This is a genomic window from Methanoculleus sp. UBA303 (assembly GCA_002501655.1).
GTDB lineage: Archaea > Halobacteriota > Methanomicrobia > Methanomicrobiales > Methanoculleaceae > Methanoculleus.
This window is the reverse complement of sequence record DANY01000024.1, coordinates 36,709-55,417: the sequence shown is the minus strand read 5'-3', so window position 1 is coordinate 55,417 and position 18,709 is coordinate 36,709. Positions and strand designations below refer to the sequence as shown.

12 protein-coding genes are annotated in these 18,709 nt (G+C 52.1%); 8 read left to right on the top strand and 4 right to left on the bottom strand.

Going from position 1 to position 18,709, the window contains the following annotated elements:
• Positions 1 to 297 precede the first annotated feature (297 nt).
• Both BP846_RS04895 and BP846_RS04890 read left to right on the top strand, forming a co-directional pair.
• A complete protein-coding gene (locus BP846_RS04895; protein ID WP_292393020.1) occupies positions 298 to 3,885 on the top strand; it encodes a helicase-related protein in 3,588 nt (1,195 codons plus the stop codon).
• 99 nt (positions 3,886 to 3,984) lie between these two features.
• Positions 3,985 to 8,457 (top strand): sacsin N-terminal ATP-binding-like domain-containing protein, encoded by a 4,473-nt coding sequence (locus tag BP846_RS04890; protein WP_292393017.1) that lies wholly within the window; start codon positions 3,985 to 3,987, stop codon positions 8,455 to 8,457.
• Between the two features lie 18 nt (positions 8,458 to 8,475).
• On the opposite strand, the gene BP846_RS04885 is transcribed toward BP846_RS04890, so the two are convergent.
• From BP846_RS04885 to BP846_RS04875, 3 genes are all read right to left on the bottom strand, one after another.
• Positions 8,476 to 8,883: a hypothetical protein gene (locus tag BP846_RS04885; protein WP_292393015.1), complete on the bottom strand. Its 408-nt coding sequence runs from the start codon at positions 8,881 to 8,883 to the stop codon at positions 8,476 to 8,478.
• A gap of 30 nt (positions 8,884 to 8,913) precedes the next feature.
• Positions 8,914 to 10,053 carry a DUF7017 domain-containing protein gene (locus BP846_RS04880; protein ID WP_292393014.1) on the bottom strand — a complete coding sequence of 380 codons (1,140 nt, stop codon included), beginning with the start codon at positions 10,051 to 10,053 and terminating at the stop codon, positions 8,914 to 8,916.
• 172 nt (positions 10,054 to 10,225) lie between these two features.
• Entirely contained in the window at positions 10,226 to 10,960 is a 735-nt protein-coding gene (locus tag BP846_RS04875; RefSeq protein ID WP_292393012.1) for a hypothetical protein, read from the bottom strand.
• 100 nt (positions 10,961 to 11,060) lie between these two features.
• Here BP846_RS04875 and BP846_RS04870 point away from each other — a divergent pair, with 100 nt between their 5' ends.
• Positions 11,061 to 11,921, top strand: coding sequence for a DUF6293 family protein (locus BP846_RS04870; RefSeq protein ID WP_292393010.1), 861 nt, complete (start codon positions 11,061 to 11,063; stop codon positions 11,919 to 11,921).
• 14 nt (positions 11,922 to 11,935) lie between these two features.
• On the opposite strand, the gene BP846_RS04865 is transcribed toward BP846_RS04870, so the two are convergent.
• Positions 11,936 to 14,098, bottom strand: a complete 2,163-nt coding sequence (locus BP846_RS04865) for a hypothetical protein (protein ID WP_292393008.1) — start codon at positions 14,096 to 14,098, stop codon at positions 11,936 to 11,938.
• 338 nt (positions 14,099 to 14,436) lie between these two features.
• Between BP846_RS04865 and BP846_RS04860 the strand changes: the two genes are divergently transcribed.
• The 5 genes from BP846_RS04860 to BP846_RS04840 all read left to right on the top strand — a co-directional run bounded on the left by BP846_RS04860 (position 14,437) and on the right by BP846_RS04840 (position 18,708).
• Entirely contained in the window at positions 14,437 to 15,126 is a 690-nt protein-coding gene (locus BP846_RS04860) for a hypothetical protein (RefSeq protein ID WP_292393006.1), read from the top strand.
• A 99-nt stretch (positions 15,127 to 15,225) separates the two neighbouring features.
• Positions 15,226 to 15,690: a ribonuclease III domain-containing protein gene (locus BP846_RS04855; protein ID WP_292393004.1), complete on the top strand. Its 465-nt coding sequence runs from the start codon at positions 15,226 to 15,228 to the stop codon at positions 15,688 to 15,690.
• A gap of 602 nt (positions 15,691 to 16,292) precedes the next feature.
• On the top strand, positions 16,293 to 17,159 hold the full coding sequence (locus tag BP846_RS04850) for an HNH endonuclease domain-containing protein (protein ID WP_292393002.1): 867 nt from the start codon (positions 16,293 to 16,295) through the stop codon (positions 17,157 to 17,159).
• Positions 17,147 to 17,524, top strand: a complete 378-nt coding sequence (locus tag BP846_RS04845) for an HIT family protein (protein WP_292393000.1) — start codon at positions 17,147 to 17,149, stop codon at positions 17,522 to 17,524. The genes BP846_RS04850 and BP846_RS04845 overlap by 13 nt, the downstream gene beginning before the upstream one ends.
• A 98-nt stretch (positions 17,525 to 17,622) precedes the next feature.
• Positions 17,623 to 18,708: a Wadjet anti-phage system protein JetD domain-containing protein gene (locus BP846_RS04840; protein ID WP_292392998.1), complete on the top strand. Its 1,086-nt coding sequence runs from the start codon at positions 17,623 to 17,625 to the stop codon at positions 18,706 to 18,708.
• Position 18,709: the final 1 nt, after the last annotated feature.

Here is an 18,709-nt window from a genome sequence, read left to right as displayed (position 1 = left end):
TTTAAGAAGAGATTTTTTACTTTCCGGAATATTTAGATAGTTTCAATCAATACTAGAGATATATAGCGGCTTGATCATTTCAATCCTCAACACGGTTGATAAACTTAGGCAAAAATCAGATGATCCAGAGCATGGATGGAAAAGTGGTTTGAGGATTGGTCAGAGGAAATACTAGGGAAGCGTCTAGCGTAGATCATGGTCTTTGTTGATTACCGGTGATAGATCTCGTATTTTGCACAATTGGTAGTTGTATCAAAGGCGAAAATGCTCTATAATCGGTTAAGAGGGGAGGAAACTTTGAACAACCTCATCCAAATAGCAACAGTGGAGTTATCCCGGTTTCTCAACTCGAGATTGCCGGATCTATCTCCAGACTGGTGGCAGCAGAATGTTATGGAATGCCTAAGTTTTCAGCAGCAGAGATTCATACAGGAGCAGGGTTATACGTCGCTCCGACAGCTTGATTTTGCTGCACTGCTGAGGGTGCTGGATCAGAACTGGTACGAACTTTCCAGGATGTTTTCCTTGCCCCGTGAAGGTCGAACCTGGGTAAAGGAACTTCAGACTGTGCGTAATAGATGGGCTCATCTGTCTTCAGATGCGATGCCAGACAGCGAAAGATATCGGGATGCAGATACTCTTGGTCGCCTTCTGATGATGGTTGAGGCTTTGGATGTTTCCCTGGAAGCTGTAGAAGGAGTGAAAGCGGCAGCGGTTACTTCGATGGCAAGAGCCAATGATGGCATTATCCAGGCACATTGCCTGCCATCCCATGCGTTGTCCTGCCCAAGTGAACATTCCGAAACTCACGCTACTAATGTGAGTAATCCTCCCTCCCCTGCTTCGCTGTTCCAAAAGGGCGATCTTGTTACCCTGCGTTCAAACCCGGAAAAAGTGATGCCGGTGATTGAAGTGCTCCCGGGGTTTGGTGAGTGTCGTTATCGTGTTTTTCAAGATTCTAGCCCAGCCACCTACTACGAAAGCCAGTTACAAGCGGTCTCTGAGGTTACAGATGAACGCAGGGTGCTCACATCCAACGAAGTGCAGGCTTATCTGACAAGTATTCAACTTCTGTCACCCTCAACCACGCATCTCCTTTCCTTACGTTCAGGTCGAGTCCAGTTTGTCCCTTACCAATATCGGCCGGTTTTGAAGATGATCCGATCCGATCGTCCACGCCTATTGATCGCCGATGAAGTGGGTGTCGGCAAGACCATCGAAGCGGGACTCATAATGAAGGAACTGCAAGCAAGAATGGACCTGTCATCAGTTCTGATCATCTGTCCCCGTGCTCTGGTCGCTGAACGGAAGTGGTATGTGGAGATGAAGCGCTTTGACGAACGCTTCACCGCGTTAGATGGCAAACTGCTCAGACACTGTCTTCATGAAACTCACCTCGAGGGAGAATGGCCTGAACAGTACGCTAAGGCCATTCTGCCATTTTCACTTTTCGATCAAAAACTTTTGTCCGGCCCACAGGAGCCTGGCCGGCGAAAGCATCAGAGTTTGCTATCGTTGGATCCGCCACCGAAGTTTGATCTGGTTATTGTTGACGAGGCTCACCATATTCGAAACCCGGATACTTACCTGCATGAGGGAATACGCTATTTCTGTGACCATGCCGAAGCTGTTGTTTTCCTCACCGCAACACCGGTTCAATTGAATAGCCGCGATCTTTATACCCTGCTCAATGTACTGAGGCCTGATCTGATAATTGACTCCGTCAGTTATGACCGCATGGCGGAGCCGAACCGTTATATTACAGAAGCGGTGCAACATTGCCGCAGAGGATCGGACGGTTGGCAGGATAACGCCCTTATCAGTCTTAAAGCGGTGGCCCAGACCCCATGGGGTCGACAGTTCCTGCGAGAATCAGCGGTATTTCAGGGCATTTATGATCGCCTGCGGGAAAATTCGCTCACAGATATCGATAGAATCCAGTTGACCCGGTCAATTGAAGAATTATACACATTTAGTTCATTGATTAATCGAACACGTCGGCGCGATATCGGAGAGTTCACCACGCGTAAGCCCGAAACCGTGACGGTCGAATTTACTGCTGCACAAAAGGAATTTCACGACAGTTTCCTCGACATAATCGAAACGGCTCTGGCGTTCAGTCATGATCAGCAGAATGTAAAATTTATGATGACAACAGTTCGCCGGCAAGCAGCGAGTTGCCTTTATGGATTGGCTCCACTCCTCGAAGACATGCTGAGCGGGCACCTCAACGGCCTTGAGTTTATGGAGGTGAGTGACAGCGACGATGAGCCCGATTTCAGCTCCATCGATCAGTTGCGGACAGACATCAAGGCTCTGCTGGAGAAATCTCATAACTTAGACCCTTCCGATCCAAAGGTCGAAGCATTTGTCAGAATTATTACGGAGAAGAGTAAGTTATCCAACAACAAAATTCTCGTTTTTAGCACATTCCGCCACACATTGGCCTACCTGGCCGAGTACGTGGAACGCACGGAACTGCGCTACGGACTTATTCATGGGAGTGTGCGAGATGAGGAACGCGCCGATCTGCGCCGTCGGTTTGCTTTACCCAAGGAAGACCCCCTGGCCATCGATCTTCTCCTGTCTTCTGAGGTGGGCTGTGAAGGTCTCGACTTCCAATTCTGTGATTTCCTTATCAATTATGACCTGCCCTGGAATCCCATGCGAATCGAACAGCGTATTGGTCGCATCGATCGCTACGGGCAGAAAAGCGAGACTGTTGCCATCGTTAACTTCGTTACACCCGGTACTATTGATGCCGATATCTATGAGCGCTGCCTATGGCGCATCGGTGTTTTCCAGCATTCTGTTGGCGGGAATGAAGAGATTCTTGGAGAGATAACCCAGGAGATTCATGAAATTGCCGAGAGATTTACCCTAACTCTAGAGGAACGCGAAAGTAGACTTCGTCAGCTTGCAGATAACAGTATTCGCCGGATTGAGGAGGAACAGGAACTTGAAACGAGGCAGGCCGAACTGGTTGGACTGAATATACCGAACCATACCTGGCTTCAGGAGATCGAGGAGGCTGACAGTTACTGGTTATCTCCGGAAGCGATTCAGCGGTGTGTATCCTGCTATATTGCAGACATCCTCGGCACAGAAACGGAACACCTGCTCGGAGAGAGGGCTATCAAGACTTTAAGACTCAACATGGAAGCCAGAGGCCGACTGCTCGAAGATTTCAAACGTCTACCCCGCTCATCCGAACCAGTCGCTCGAGAATGGGAGGGGTGGCTCAAGGGCGATCAGCCTACCTTGTCCGTCACCTTTGATCAGGAGGCAGCGGCAGAACAGACAAAGGTTGTGTATCTATCAGTAGTGCATCCCCTGGTGAGGCAGGCTGCCCATTTTCTACAACCTAATCAGGTAGTTTACACTGCTCTCTCCGTGCAGAATGCAGAGGTGCCACCCGGGAACTATCTTTTCGGACTATATCGCTGGAAGAAGCAGGGTGTGAACCCGGATGAGTTACTTGTCCCGGTCGCCTCTGAACCAGCCATTGAAGAGGTACTGCTGTCAATTTTGGAGTCTGCAACGGACATCGAAAATGCTATACTACCTGATCCGTCTGAATTTGAAGATCTGGACGGCCGACATTACACCCGGTGGACTGCCGCACGGTCGAATCACATTGCTGAAAACCGTCAGCAGGTTGAATACCGCATCCAGAGCCTGATGGTGAGCCACCAGGCACGATGTAAGGCTATTGAGGATCAGATTCGGGGAAACGCAAACGAGAAGATCCTATTGATGAAACGGAGTGAGCTGGCGAGGGCTAACGCTGATTTCAACCGGCGTATGAAAGGTCTCCAACAAACTGCAAGCAGTGGTGATATTCACGCAACTCCGGTGATGTTCGGGACTGTTCTGGTAAGGTGATGTGCTGCATGGGTGAGAACGTCCGCACCGCAACCGGGAGCTTCGAGTTGGAAAACAGTTTCTGGGAACGAACGTGTTGAACTCATAATCTGGCGGACAATGGGAGTTGAGAGAATGGTTTTAGATCCATGGAATCATATCGCACAAATACGTGGGGAGTTCGAGGCAGCAAGCAGTGTGCCGCGCGTCAGGGATAGCCTCTATAACTCGATCAAGATCCTTGCAGGAGACCTGTATAACAAGGATACTCATTTCATCTTTGAGTTAATCCAGAATGCGGAAGATAACGCATATACTGCACTGAAACCATCCCTTTCCTTTCGATTGGTAAGATCTGATCCAATGGGCACTCCCGGATCAGACGGGGCGATGATCATTCAAAACAACGAGGTTGGCTTTTCCCCTGAAAATGTCGATGCTATCTGCAAGGTAGGTGAGTCAACCAAAACCAAAGTTCAGGGGTATATCGGCGAGAAGGGAATTGGCTTTAAGTCCGTCTTCCGTGTGACAACAAACCCTCATATTTTCTCCAATGGCTACAGATTCTGCTTACCGGAGCACAATGAGATAACCGGACTGGGATATATCGTACCCCGGTGGATCGACGAAGCTCCTAGAAACCTCAGCGGATCAGGAACTACGATCATCCTGCCGCTCAGCAAACCGCACTTTTCCTACGAGCATATCGCGAAAATGCTCCAAGAAATCGATCCGGTAACTATTCTTTTCCTTTCGAAACTGAAAGAAATTGTCATAGAAACAGAATCTGGCTACAAACGCTCGATACGGAAAGATGATACCAATACACCACTGGTTCAAGTTCTGGTTGAAGGGAAAGATCAAGGTGAGTCTTTTGCTTATACTCAAGAATTCATTTTACACACCCAATCTTTTGACAAACCAGCAGATATTAACCCGGAAAAGAGGAAAGGGATTGAAAATAGATCTGTCTCGATTGCGTTCCCGCTAAACAGCGAGACTAAAAGTGCCGGCAAGGTTTTTGCCTACCTCCCTGTACGTGAAGATACAGGCCTGCCATTTCTACTCAACGCTGATTTCCTCCTGCCAAGTTCCCGCGAGGCTATCCATGAGGATGAACCCTGGAACCAATGGCTTCGGGATTGCATTCCTGCAGTTTTTGTTGAAGCGTTTGAGAAATGTCTGGACATCACCGAATTTGGTGAGATAATATATCGTTTTATTCCCCTTGAGTCACACGTGGCGTTCTTTAAACCGGTTGTAGAATCGATTCAGGATACGCTCAAAGATCGAGAAGTCATCCTGACCGAACCTGATGGGAAGAGATGTAAGCCATCCGAGACCTTGACCGCAGGAAAGAATTTTCGCTCTTTGCTTTCGGCAAAGGCGTATCCAGATGCACTATTAGCTAACCGGCTTGTCCTGGAGAGTATTGAGGCGTACAAAAAACAACTGGAACATATTGGCGTCAGACATTATACGTCTGGTATTGTCAGACAGTGCTTTCTGGACAGGGGTTGGGTTGAGCAGCACAGCCTAGATTGGCTACTAGAGAGTTACCAGTATCTCTCGTCTACCTCTATTTCAGAAGCCGGTTTGGCAGGTTGTCCGATTGTCCCGATAGAGATGGAAAATGGAACACGCTGGTCCTGTGACAGGGAGCAACCAATTTATTTCGAATGCGATGAGGACTGTGAGAAAGCACTGAGGGATGTCCCTGAGTGCACCTGTGTAACACTGGCCTTTCTGCATAAGGATTTTTACAGCAAAATAAAAAACGACAAACAGATCTGCGACTGGATGACCAAAATTTTGAGAATTAAGCCCTTCTCAAAAGCAAATTGCGCAGTTGATATTCTGGACTCGCTTAAAATAGGGTATAAATATCTATCAGAAGATGAGCTCGTATCTGTAACCATTTTTCTCTCACAGTTTGCCGAAGTGGAGGAGATTGATTTCAAGGATATTCCGGTATTGCTCTCGGATAACAGGAAGATGCTGCTGTCGGAAGCAAAAGCCCTGCCTGGGATCCAGGTCCTAGTAACGCCAGAAGCATTAGACCCTGAAACTGGATGGCAAAACGTCTTTGCGACAACAGAGGATAGGCAACACCTTGTCTCACTTTCAAACCGTTATATTTGCAGTGACGATGTAACTGGTCTACCGGATGGGATTGAAAAACTGTGGGATAAAGTGGGGGTTACGCGCTATCCTCCAGCTCGAAAAAATGAAGATCTTGAATCTAGTCCACTGACAGTATACGAAAGAGAATGTGTACGTGATAATAATTCCACAAGTGGAAGAAAAATATCCAATTGGCGACCTTTTGAATTATTAAATCGCTTCCACACGCTTGACGAAGCAGGGAAAGTCAAATTTTCACAAGGTTTAATCAATTGGCTAAATCACCAAAATGAAACGATGCCTTGGTTAAAAGCCACGGTCACGTACTTTTACTATTCTCGGAGAAAATCAAATTACGATTCAGAACTCCTTGTATCGCTAAAAAATACTCCTTGGCTGCCTACGGCAAAAGGCTATACCCGTCCCGATGAAGCGTTTCTCCATTTCGAGAACATTCGAGAAATTTTTAGCGATTCTGTTCCCTATTTTAGAGGGACTCTTCCTAAAAGTGTGATTAAGCTACTGGGTATCAGAGATCAAGTAAACGCCGGAGAATTAGTCGCCATCCTAGAAGAACAGTCGCAAAAAGGATCTGGATCCCCGGAGTTCGCGGAAAGAGTGTACCGATATCTCGCCTCTTTGGATCTAGATTCTGATATAATCAAACGGTTCAAGGTAGGCAATCTCTTTTTCATACCTGCGGAAGCAACAGCGCCCCGCTGGGCTTCGATCAATGAAGTCATCTGGAGTGATCGCAGCGAGATGCTGGGTGATGAGTTCTTCTACCTCGAAAAACATTACCCAAAACTTAAGGGTTTTTTTGTAGATGCGCTCTCAGTTAAAAAGGATGTTGACACCGAATGTTTCGCTCGGCGGTGGCTGTCTCTTCAGGGTGAATTAGATGGTGAAAAGCAGAGGATCGAAAAGATTCTGACCAACATCTACCGGGAAGTGCGTCCTGTCTGTGCAATGGCTGAAGAGAAACGTCCCGCGTGGTGGGATGGGTTCAAACATGAAGCGAAAATATTGACGCAGAATTCTACCTTTGAATCTCCAGAATCTGTATTTATTCCGGGCGATGGGGAACTGAAAGAAATATTTCAAAGCAGTGGCGTCCACCTGATATGGCATCCTCCAAAAGGTTCTTCTGCGGATTGGGGGGTATTTTTTCAGGCTTTCGGACTTCGATATCTCTCAGATGCAGTAACCTATTCAGTGGTGGGAAATAGTGGACGTCGAAATAAAGAAGAACCTGATTTTCTGACCGATTCGGCAAAAATTCTCGTCGCTACCTGGATCTTTGAAAAGTTTCCGGATGATTACAAGAGACTGCTGGAGAGGAAAACACTCAAGTCATTCCTGAAAACGACTGAATGTCTGACTGATGAACTAAATGTGGTTTATCGCCTAGGGGAAATCGCGATAGAAAAACCCTGTGATGCGTACTTGGATATAGATTCGGGCAGACTGCTTATTTCAAACAGCTCAGGTGGTCACGTCAAAAACTCTGTTGCCTGGGCTATTGCCCGTTGCTTAATGCCAAATCACGCTTACATCGAATTATCTAACCGGGTTGAAGTTGTCCTTGGCGAAAACGATTGGGAATGGAGAATTAAGAAAGAAAATCTAAAAGTTCCGGATGAGGTCAGGGAGTGGATTGATTCCTTGGGAGAAGACGGAAACACTCTCTCTCTCGAACCTGAGTTGTCGAGGGAACCTGGCTTATTTCCGGAGGATATAGCGCCTGTCAGTCCATCACCTTTGAAGGGAGTACCCACGACAGCTCCTTCCAGTGAAGGGGGTGCTCAGACACATCACGCCGCAAGCGACGGAGTGATCGTTGGTGAGTTCGGCCAGAGTAGTGATGCAGTGGATTTCAAAGGAACTACCAGACCCGTTTATAGCCCAGGATTGGCTGTTGATCAGCCCCTGGCAGAGCAGCGTTCTCCTTGGACGAATGAGCTCCCTGAACATGAGTCCCGTAACCCGGACTTCAGAGCCGCACGTGTTGCGCAACAGGCCACTATGGCTCAAGATCGGATCACTGAAACACGAGAACGTTCTGTCTCTATTGGCCGAGAAGAGGTCAAGTTAGAGGCTGAGCAATATCTTCGCGACCACTATACAGATCGTGATGGGGTGATGATCTGTCAGATCTGTAAAAAACCGCTCCCCTTTCAGCTTGACGATGGGACTTACTATGTGGAGAAGGTTGAATTTCTGACTGACCTGAAGAAACGCCATCGTGAGAACTATCTGGCGCTGTGCCCTAACCATAGTGCAATGTTCCAATATGCGAATGCGTCACGTGATTTGATGAGAGCATTGTTTGAAAGGATGGAAGGAAATGCATTGGAGATCGTTCTTGCAAAGGGGCGGGTAACAGTTTATTTTACTACAGACCATATCGCTGATCTAAAAACTGTGATCGGTTCTGAAAAAACATCAAATAGGTGCACTCTGTTTTGAGTACCCTGAAAGCGGCACTCAGTAATACTCGTCGCCGTAAATTCCTGTCGCGATCTCGTCTTCGATCGTGTCAGTCTCTTTTCTCACGATCATCTCCTCTCGCTGCTGCTGCAGTTCCCGGATGAGATCCCGTATGGCATAGGTGTTGCTGAAGTTAAAGGGAACTCCATCGCCTTCCAGCGTTGCGATCTCCACCAGTGCCTCTTCGATGCGGTCAAGGTCGCTATGCTGACCTACTGTAATTTGGAATCTTCCGAGAGGTGGTTCTGCAGCGTACCGAAAGTTCCCTAAAGTGGAGTGACGGAGGAGTATGTCTTCCACAACCCCGCCTCGTTCTGGATCTACGACTATCTCCAAGACTGCCGGTGAGATCTCATAGGTGTCGATATCGCCTACCCCAAATCTGGCGATGACAGTTATCTCCATCTCAAATGCCCTCCTGTTATTGTGTTCTCCTCACTTTGCTGGGGTATTGTCTGTCGGTCGGACGTTCGCCGCCTTTGCAGCCCACTCGTTCTTCTTCCGGTTAAACGATGGAACCACATCGAATACAACCTGGCTCCGGTCTTCAGGTGCCCAGGTGAGCTCGTTCTTGAATCCAATGTATCCGTCAGTGCCCGGCGGGTTGATGAAGAAATACTCGCGCTCTGGATGGCCGAGATAGATCGTGCCGGTGATTCCCTCCTCAAGTGGTTTTTCCCGCTCATACTGCGTCGTTATGGGACTCGGTTCGGTTTCGCAGTCGCTCCAGTGGCGACTGCACCGATAGGTGAGTTCCTCGACGGAATCCTCGATCGAAGCGATGGCGTTCTCATCGAGGCGCTGCTGCAATTCAGCAGGGATGGACCACGAATTTCGCATCCGCAGGGCTGTTGCCAGCGTATAGTGGTCGCGAGCTGCGTCCAGGCGGCCGACCTGCTTGAAGATGTCACCCATATCCATGAAGTATCCGACCATGAACTCCGGGCGTTGCCCTGCCTTCGCAGCCCGGGCCATCAGTCCCAATGCTTCTTCCGGGCGGCCGAGCTGGTGGACAACCTTTCCATAATCAAAGAGGTGGTAGAAGTCCGGCCGGACATTCCGGCAGAGTTCGTCAAATGTCTCTGCTGCCTTTTCGTACGCACCGATGCCCGCATACGCCCTGGCGAGGTCGTATGCAAAGAATTTGTACTGGTTCGGAAACTTCTCGATCGCTTCACGGCAGAGGGGAAGGGCCTCTTGCGCTCGCCCGGTGCCGATGAGACCCATGTTCCGGTAGTGATACCACCGGGCAAGGTAACTCCAGCCTTCTTTGCCGTCGGGGAGCTTCATCCCCGCCGGGCTGAGCAGCGACGGATCGACCCGGGACATCCATGCTGCCAGTGTATTCCAGTCCTTGGCGTCTTTTGCCGGTTTCATAATGGTGAAGGCGATATGGTTCACCGGTTGTGGGGGCGGGTTTCTGGAGAGAACCCTCTCTCCGCAGGCGTGGAGCACCGGGACGGAAGCTCCGTCCTCTGCGATCTCCTTGATGTAGTCGACGTATGCCCACGCGACCTCAAGGTTTACCCAGTTGAGATCGGGGTACCGCGCGGCGATCTCGTCGGCGAAAGTCATCGCCTCGTTGATACGGTGTAGCTTTCGGAGACAGTGCAGCAGGCCTGCAGCAGTATATCCGTTGTGATACTGGCCGTCCCAGAGCTCACGATAGATCTCCAGGGCATCGTTGCATCTCCCAGTTTTCCTCAGCTCATTTGCTTCCCGTGAGCGGTCTTCAGGGGTATTCATTTCAGTTCCTCCTTATGTTCTGGATATTCTCCGAAGCGTAATTAAAGAATGCCATCTCCACATCAGCGTTCTGCCAGATCCCACGCTCGCGAAGTCCTGAATCGACGCAAGCGTCTGGGTGGGGGCACAGTTTGCCTGCTGCATTGAGCTGCGCCGCTGCATAGGTCAGAATGGCGATCCACATTCTATACTCATCCGGCCAGCCCTGCTGACCGGAGAGGATCGCCCAGCGTCCGTCGACGGGCGTTGCAGTCAGGTCGAGAAGGCGCAGGTCGTCGGATGCGGTGTCTCCTATTCCGAAAACCCGGACGATCCGGGTGTCGATAGCCCCGAAGAGTTCCGGTGCTGCGAACCGCAGGAGCTTGCTGGTATAGGTGGGGCCGAACCCCCGGATCTGACCGGCGAGTATGCGGATGGCGTTCTCTGGATTGTCTTCTGCCCATCGGGCGACGTTTCCATCCTCAAAGAGCGCGATCTGGATCGGGGTGGGCGCTTTAATCCGCTCGATGCTCGGCAGGCCGCCCCACCGCGCGATCGCTTTCAGGTGGTCTTCGGAGAGTGTTCCTGCTCTGGCCGCGTCGCCGATCTCATGCTCGAGCCGGCAGATATCCGGGAATCCATTCTGCCAGCGATCCCGTTTCCATGCGTACGTGCGGTAGAGATCTGCGAAGTCACAGGTCTTGATCAGGTTGTCGATCCGCTCTCTTACCGGTGCTTTGATGGTATGTCCGTTCATTTCTGGTTCCTCGTGCGAGCAGAGCTCCCCATCGCCCTGTCCCATTGCTGTATACGCACAGGGGAACCTTTAATAAATTCACGTGACTATTGTGACTATTGTGAAGACTTCCGATCCGATCAAGCCTCCCCGGCCCGACGGCCTGAACGAGCGGGTTCACCTGATCCCGCTCGGGCATGAGATCGACCGGGCAGTACAGCCGTTCAATACCTATCGGGCCGAGCGGGCGTACGTCATTGTTGTCCCGGACACCGCCGATCTGGACGAGCAGATGCTGGAGAAGCAGCGTCACTATACGAAGAAAGTCTGTGAAGGGTTGCTGGCGGCGGGCGTCCATCCGGAAGTCACCTACTGCAATATGTTCGACATCCTCGACGTGCTCCGGGTCGTCTCGTCCCTGATTGTGAAAGAGAAGCGGCAGGGGAACGAGATCCTCATCAATATGTCAGCCTGCGGCAGGATGACATCGGTGGCCGTCACCATGGCGGCGATGGTGCACGGGGTTACGGCGTACTATGTGCATGCTGACCGCTATGCAACTGGCGACGATGCCGCGCTCGAGGCAGATCACGGTCTGAGTATTGTGAAGACCGGACGGGTCGAACCGCTGTACAACTTCTCTATCATGATGCCGGACGCCGAGTGTCAGCTGCTGCTTGTCGAACTCTACCGGCGGGAGCAAGGAATGACCAGCAAAGACCTCTTCACCCTTTTCCAGAAGAAAGGGATCGAAGGCTACAAGCATCTGCCCGATAAGGAGAACAAGAGCGGCGAATATGTTTCAAGTTCGCTGAACCGGGAGCTCCTCAACAGGACGAACCGGAAGTACCTGCACAAGTTGGAAACTGCAGGCTACATCACTCGCATCTGGATGGGCAGACGATTCACTGTTCACATAACCGATGCCGGGAGGTACATTGCCTGTGTGAGCGGGCTGCTTGAGAGCGACACCGTTGAATAGGTTACTGTGAGGGATCAACCTCTGCCATGCAGCTCTTGAACGCCGGTTAGAAATGCCTCTACCTCGCCTTCAGTTTTAAAAGAACCTTCCTGGAAGATCTCTCCAATATGCGGGTTCTCCCGCTCCTCTCCGTACACTGAATTTTGTGGGAGCAAAGCTGCAATTGTTTTCTCACCAGTATTGAGATGTGCCGCAATGAGATGGGTGTACATACGGAATCTTATGCCGTTCCCGCTCTGTTTTCCCGGTTTAAACAACGATATCATGTCGATCTGCTGTTTTCCGGGATATCCGATCACATTCTTTCCACGGATAGTGTTCTTCGTCTTCTGTTCCATGACAGTGTTTCCGAAGACCTGTGTCAGTGCCGAGAGAAGCCGGTTATAGCGCTCATCGAGGATTGAATCGGGTTCACGGACTTGCGGCGTCGATGACCTCACCGGAATCTTCGATCTCTCTCTGCATATTTCGGATGTGATGGCCGCCTGTGCGGGTAGTGTGTCAAGATCGTATACATCAACGCGGGCATAGCCGTCCGCCAATGCTATCAAATCGAGAGTATGCTCGGGCATGGTGCTGTTTTCATCGGTTGTGCATTGTATGGGCATCTTGTCCCATGTCCGGTAGTACATGCCTGGTCGCCACTTCTCTGCAATGTCACGTTGGAAGAAGACAACTGTACCGAAGACCGGGCATTTCCAGGACCTGGATGCACCCCCAAATCCCATTCGAACGAAATAAGTACATTTAGGGCCTTCACCCGGTCGATAACAGCCATGAACCAGATTCAGGATATACGCGACACCATCTGGCTTTTCTATCGCGGGCAGTCCCTTGATATCGTTACAAATGGCAAGGTAGAATCCCTGCTTGCCGATCGAAAACACGCGATCCCATCGTTGCCCGAGTGCCGTTTCGCGTGAGGAGTAACTTTCAGCAAGATCGACCAGATTCTTTTCGCGATCATCCGTTGGATAAAATTTCTTTGCAAATGCGACAAGCCCGTCCCGCGTGACGGCGATGCCCACCTGGTTCCGATCGTACCGGTATGAGTCTCCCTCTTGAACGTCAACCTTGCCGTCAATGCCAATAGTTGCATAGATCGGGGCTGGATGATGTGGCAGAGCATTCAGCAGGCCTGCAACCCTGTCCACCATTGCCTGCAGGTAAGAGTTCTCCTGCGCATCGACCTCATCAGTGCCTGAATGGAAATACCCGCCGGGAAACACGACGACTCCCGGTCCGGAATAGCTCGCCGCGAGGTCGGTGATGATCCGGGTGAGAGCGGTGAACCGGTCTTCGTTCTTCGCTCGGTTCTTCTCGGGGTCATTGTTCGGGTACTTGAATGTATCAGAGCGGAGGGTGACTGTGGCAAGCCAGAGGTGATCTGCGTGCTGTTCATCGTCCATGCTTCGGTGTCGCTGCGTGACGATTTCAAGACTCTCATCTGAAAGCGGAGATCCACTGGATGCCACGGACGAGACATATCCCTCAAATAGGTCAAGGAATGCCGGGTCGTAGGGCTCCCGCACGTGATCCGAGTTCCAGAGGGCGGATGCACGCATGTCCGGATGGGGGCATGCGTGTCCTAGCCAGGTCTCGGAGGGATGGTCTGGGCTTCCGTGAACCGCACTGAGCAGTGCGATCGCGTTCTTTTCAATGACCTTACGATCGCTTTCCGGTCCGGGTTCGTCATCAACCGGGAGCCAGAGGAACGGCATCCTCCCGATGTACTCGCTGACGTCCCGCTCGACAATCCACTCTCTCTCATGAGCCTCCCGCCGGGTTGTGTTGCCGATTCCCCACAGTGCCGTAGCAGAGGCGGGATAGTCTCCCCGGTGTATCAGCGCAGCGCCGACGAGTTTTCGAAAGACCGAACCGCGATGATTTCCGCCGCCGCTCCTGGTTCCACGGTGCGTGGCGAGGCGCCGCCAGAGCCGGGTACCCGTATTCGTGGCTATGGCATGCGTTCCTACACGGACGACCCGCAACGCCGTCCCATCGAAGCGGACTTCACCGGGCTCGAAGAAGAAGTAGACCCCTCGTCTCGGCCAGTCCATCCGATCGTGGCATCGGGACAGATAGCGATATCCTCCGAGACGGTCTTTGAGTTCGTCGATCAGGACGTAGAACCTCGCGAGGTCATCACGTTTGGACGGAGGGTACGGGGTCGTCATGGAAGGTTTTCCTTGAATGCCGTTGTTCGTGTGTGGGGTTTTGGAGGGTCGATGGAGAGCGTCTCGCCCCCGGTTTCACGTTACGGCAACTCTTAACTGTCTATCAGGATGCTGCGACTATATTAATCTGCCATGTTTCATTCACTCACCGCCACCTGGAGATCTCCTGAAAAACCAGGTTTACCAAAGCGTGCTCTCGGAATGGTCTGGTGGCGAACCGGAACCCGAATATCATCCCTTATTATTGTTCCAGCGCCCAAACTCACCTTGAGACCATTCACATGCCCCTCTCGTCATCTCAGTACAGTGTGATCAGCACATTCCTTCAGGAACAGGATATGCCCAACCTCTACCGGTCATACATCTGGGAAGGGGATACCTGGAAGAAAGGGTTCCCTGATCTCTTCCGCCTAGAGCGGGAGATCTCGGCTGCGGCAAAGCGGTATGCAATCAACCGGGATCACCTGCTGCAGGTGGCTGAGTGGGGAAAACTTCCGAATAAAAAAGGGATCTCCTGCCGGAGTTCTCTTAAGGTAACGCTCTACGTCGACGATACGCCGGCGTGCTGGCTATCGAGAGAGCCGGAGAACGCGGTCTGTATCCTCGAGTCCCAGATTCGCGGTTTCGGACCGACGTACTGTAGTAAAATCCTCCACTTTGCGGTACCGCAGGTCTTCGGAGCCCTCGATACGCGGCTCGTCCGGACGTTTGGGAGAGGGGACGATCGAACTCTTCACCGCTACCAACTCCTTGACCTCTCTGTTAGCCAATCCGGAAACCGCTGGACGATCCCTTCTTCCCAGGAGGGCTGGCCGAGAGAGTACGGCACCTGGGTTGCGATTCTCAACCATATCGCTCAGACGCTGAACCGGGATGGGATTGCCTGTCCGCATCCGCCATGCTATACGGAGTCCGGGCTTCGGGAGGAGGGTATGTGGCTGCCGGCGGATGTGGAGACGGCGCTTTTCAGCTACGCGTCGCAGCAGGTTGAAGGCTACGAGAAGAAACGTGTGGCTGGTACGTACTGAATGCTGCAATGCTTGTGATGAACGGAGAACCGAGGGATATCTGGGCTATGTTTCGGAAATAGATATATTTATTGTATTATTACCCAATATTGGGTCTATATGGAATCCGATCTCGAAAAAAAGATCAATTACTCTTTCAGAGACGAAGATCTGTTGCGTCGTGCCTTACTCCATCCTTCACGAGCAAATGAAGAGAGGCAGCAACAGAAAGCATGCAAAGATCAGGATGCTCTCCGGACACTGGGTGACGCGGTGCTGAAAGCAATACTGTGCGATCTCCTTATGCGATCGGGGTACCAAACCAAAGGCGATATCACAATTGAGAAAAGCACTATTGAAAGCCGACCGTTTCTTGCCGAATTGGGAAGACGTTTTGATCTGCAGAACGAGATCTGTGTTGGACTGGGTGCCAAAGCTCAGAAGCAGAACGAAGAGCCTACGGTCATCGCCGAGACACTCGAGGCGATCATCGGGGCGATGTACCTGGACGGCGGGTACGAATCAACAAAGAATACTGTATTCGACTGGTATGAACCCTATCGGGAAGGCATGCTGAAAGGATAGAAGTGTGGAACCAAACGCGGCACAACGAAGATCAAGCCGATCTGTAACGACTGCTATACGGCCTACTATCGGTAGCGAAAATTACCCTCCCGCCCGGTACCTGATATGGCTGCCCTTCTCCATTCGGGCGGGAGCGGCAGTATGGATGGAAGATAGCCGGTGACTCCTTGAGCGTGAGACTGCTTGTGCTGGTGAAACCGGGGAGCAGAGATCGTTCTATACGGAACGATTCCGGCGGGATAACCCTATCCTGGTGGCGCTGCTGAACGAAAGCCGGCACCCATATCTTCCCATTCCCCGATCTCTTCCTGGAGCAGCATGGATCTCGCCGAATACCGAAAGATCAATACCATCATCGAGCGGGATAGTGCCGACGCGACCTACAAGTACGCCCTCCTCCGGGGCGTCATCGAGGTCTGCCAGCAGTACCCGCATCTCTGGGAGGATGACGGCGATGCGGTCTCGTTCCCCTCGGGCTGCTCGTCGAGAAGTGGCTGCTCTACTACTACCCGATCTTCGCGGCAGCGACGTTCATCCCGCAGAAGAACGGGGAGACGCCTGACCAGAACGCCGGGAAGGTTGTCTCGTTCCGGAAGTCCTTCATGCCGGTCATCGATTACTACCGCGACCGGGGCGGGGTATCGGTCTTCTACAATGACTATACCCGCGGCTCGATCCCGGAGGAGATCCAGCCGGCGCTGCGGACGCTGGTGAAGGAGATCCGGAGCACCATCACCGCAATGCCGATGAAGCACCTCGGGTATTCGCAGTCGAAGGAGCACTACTCGGTCTTCGACTGCCCCCGGCCGCTGTACCGGCTGCCGAAGGGCCGCCCGGTCGACCGGCTCTACCTGATCGAGAACGCCGGCCGGTTCTCCCTCTCCCGCGACCTCTGCACGATCTTCGAGTACTTCGGAAGTTTCATCTCCGGCGAAGAGTGCCTGCTGAAGAAGTGGGCGGCGTTCACCGCGGCGGCGGACAAGACCGGGACCGTCACCGAGGAGTGCATGCTCTCCCTGCTCGCGAGGACGCCGACGACGGAGCGGGCGATCGCGGATGCACGCGGCATCTACCGCTCGGTCTTCGCGGAGGAGGGGCGGCTGACCTGTGTCTGGTCGGGGAGATCAATACAGTCGCCGGACGCGATGCATATCGACCACGTCCTCCCCTTCTCGGTCTGGAAGAACAACGACCTCTGGAACCTCCTCCCTGCCCTCGGGCCGGTCAACGCCGACAAGCGTGACCGGATTCCCGGCCGTTTACTCCTGGAGTCCCGGCGGGAATGTATTACCGACTACTGGGACCTGCTCCACGACCACGCACCACGCCCGTTCGAGCGGGAGATCGGGGTCTCGCTTCTCGGCACGCAGGGGCTGCAAAGCGGCTGGCAGGATGCGGCGTTCGAGCGCCTCGTCGAGACCTGCACCTACTTAACCGATGTCCGGGGGTACGCGGCATGGGCGATCTGACCTGTCCGTTCTGCAATCCTCGCCCCGAGGAGATCGCGCTCGCGAGCGATCTCTGCTACGCCCGCTATGACAAGTATCCGGTGAGCCCCGGCCACCTGCTGGTCATCCCGTTCCGGCACGTCGCCGGCTTCTTCGAGGCGACGGACGAAGAGCAGGTCGCACTGCTGGCGCTCGTGCGGGAGGCGAAACGGCTCCTCGACGAGCGGTTCCGTCCCGACGGCTACAACATCGGCGTGAACGTCGGCGAGGCTGCCGGGCAGACGGTGATGCACCTGCACGTGCACGTCATCCCACGGTATGCCGGGGATATGGAGGATCCGCGGGGCGGGGTGCGAGGGGTGATTCCGGAGAGGCGGGGGTATTAAGGAAAGAATGATTGCAATCTCCATAATGATGTTCTAACTTTCCGGTGGCCAAATCGAATGGGTTATGTAAACCTACACGAATATGACTCGTTGAGGACATGGAAGAATTATTACGAACGATTCTTCTCCGGCATAAGAATAAGAGGGTTCATATCAGCGATATAGACGCTGCTCTCAAAGCAGATGGAATATCCCTTTTTGCAGATCCTGAGCAGCAAAAACAGTTCATAGATGTTATCCGGATGTATATTGACCTTGGCGTCCTGAAGCCGTTGAAGAATGCAATACCTCTCCAACAGTACGGGCGGCTTCCGAACAGGTACACCATAGCCAGAGAATCTATCGCAGAAGATGGTGCCTCGCTCTCAAGAGAGCACCTAGACGAGCTATTGTCCCTCTCCCCTCCTATCGATATCGACTATTATGCAACGCACAGCGAGCACTATGCCAGGGACCGCGAGTACATACTGAGAATCAATGACCTGATACGCCAGTGCGACTCCGAAGAGCTGACGGCAAACGAGAGGTCGTATCTCCTGTTCGGTGACGAAAAGGCGATCACCATGCCCAGGGAGGCGTCCGTTGACGGCGATATCATCCTCCGGAACCTGAAACTCACCCTCCGCGACATAAAGGCGAAGCGTGTCTTTGAACCTTTTGTCTCAATACAGAAAAACTTCTATGCACATGAGGGCGTTTCTCAAAGGTCGGTGCTCATCGTAGAGAATAAGGATACTTTTTGGACGTTGCAGAATGCAGTGATGTCGGGCGGAATTGCAGGAGTTCATCTCGTCGTTTATGGTGAGGGGAATGCCATTCTAAAGAAGTTTGAGTACATGCAAACAATCGGGGGAACACCTGAAGATGAGTACTTCTATTTTGGCGATATCGACCAGGAGGGCATCTATATCTACAACCGGCTCCGGGAGCGCTATCTGGAATATGATATCAAGCCGACCGTCTCCCTATACACCTATCTTTTATCGAAAGTCGGGGCTGAGAAGGCGCAGCCATTGCGGCGTTCCCGCAATATTAAGACAGTCTCTTTATCCCCATTCATCGACTTCTTTGACCAGAGCGCCGGTGCGGCGATTAGGAGAATCATTCAGGAGCAGAAGTACCTTCCGCAGGAGGTCCTGAATAAGACAGATATAAGGAGCGTGGGGCACTTTGGAATATATTGAG